Source organism: Oleiphilus sp. HI0066 (genome assembly GCF_001635725.1).
The window spans coordinates 1-1,436 of sequence record NZ_LWFH01001842.1; the positions used below are offsets into that span (position 1 = coordinate 1).

Consider the following 1,436-nt stretch of genomic DNA (forward strand, 5'->3'; position numbering starts at 1 on the left):
TGCCCTCCTGAAGGCGATAGACCGCACCAATACTTATTTACCGTTTATGCACTCAACACCGAAACTTTAGACGTTGACGAGAATACCCCACCGAACCTCGTAGGATATTTAATCAATGCAGAGACTATTCAAAAGGCATCGNCGGTTGCCTATTACGCGCGTTAGAAACAATTTCCACCCACAAAAAAGGGGAGTCACCTCCCCTTTTTATTCATCAACTGATCATTAGAACCAGTCAACTTCCATTTCTACGCAAGTCTGATCAAAGCCTTTCAGCAACTCGCTTAAATGATTAATTTCAGGAAGTTCCCAACGAATAAAATAACGTGCTGCTTGTAATTTCCCCGAAACAAAAGCTTCATCGCGATCCGACTCTAATGCTGCACAGGCCATGTCTAACCACAACCAACCGACGACCATTCTCCCCATCACATCAAGGTATAAGGCAGAATTAGCTAAGGTCTCATCAATTCGACCTTGCTGCAGAGCCATACCTAAAGCAGTAGTCGTTTCGATAAATGTTTTCAATGCAGTGCTGTAGTGCTCAGCCAAATCAGCTAAGCGCTCATGTTTTTTGGCTCTGGCTAAAGTCGCCTGAACTCGCTGCATGAGCAATTGCTGCCCAAGCCCTTGTTTTTGCCATAGTTTACGACCAAGCAAATCAAGTGATTGAATACCATGTGTGCCTTCATGGATAGGATTAAGCCGATTATCACGGTAGCACTGTTCAACGGGATACTCGCGAATATAGCCAGAGCCGCCCAAAACTTGGATCGCTAATTCATTCGCTTTACATCCATAAGTAGAGGGGTAGCTTTTCACAACCGGAGTCAGTAAATCTAGCAACACAAGTGCATTTTCGTCTCCACCGGCCTCATGTTCATCCACCAATTTAGACGCAAACAAACACAGCGCTAAGGAACCTTCTACATAGACTTTCTGAGCCAACAACATACGTTTCACATCAGCATGCTCAACAATATTCACTGGGGCACTTGTAGTGTCTCGATTTGAGGGTTTTCTGCCTTGTGGTCGGTCTTTAGCGAAAGCCAAAGACTCGAGATAACCGCGATAACCGATCATTGCTGCACCAAGACCTACGCCAATTCTGGCCTCATTCATCATCTTGAACATGTACGAAAGCCCTTTCCCCTCTTCACCAATCAAGAAGGCAGTACAGTCATCTTTCTCACCAAAATTCAGCACCGTTGATGTCGTGCCTCGATAGCCCATTTTGTGCAGTAAACCGGCCAACATAACATCATTGCGTTTACCCAAAGAGCCATCATCATTGAGTAGAAACTTTGGGCAAATAAATAAGCTTATCCCTTTCACGCCTTGAGGAGCTCCCTCGACGCGCGCGAGCACCAAATGAATAATATTTTCGGTGATATCTTGATCGCCACCAGAGATATACATCTTCTGACCTTTCAAGC

The 1,436-nt window shown here is 45.0% G+C and carries 1 protein-coding gene and 1 pseudogene; one reads left to right on the forward strand and one right to left on the reverse strand.

The window, feature by feature from the left end; translation table 11 throughout:
* Positions 1 to 165 (forward strand): annotated as a pseudogene (locus A3738_RS32790) (phosphatidylethanolamine-binding protein); the annotation flags it as partial.
* Positions 166 to 225: 60 nt separating this feature from the next.
* Here the strand turns inward: A3738_RS32790 and A3738_RS28550 are convergent.
* A partial coding sequence (locus A3738_RS28550) for an acyl-CoA dehydrogenase (protein WP_068764021.1) occupies positions 226 to 1,436 on the reverse strand: 1,211 nt, incomplete at its 5' end.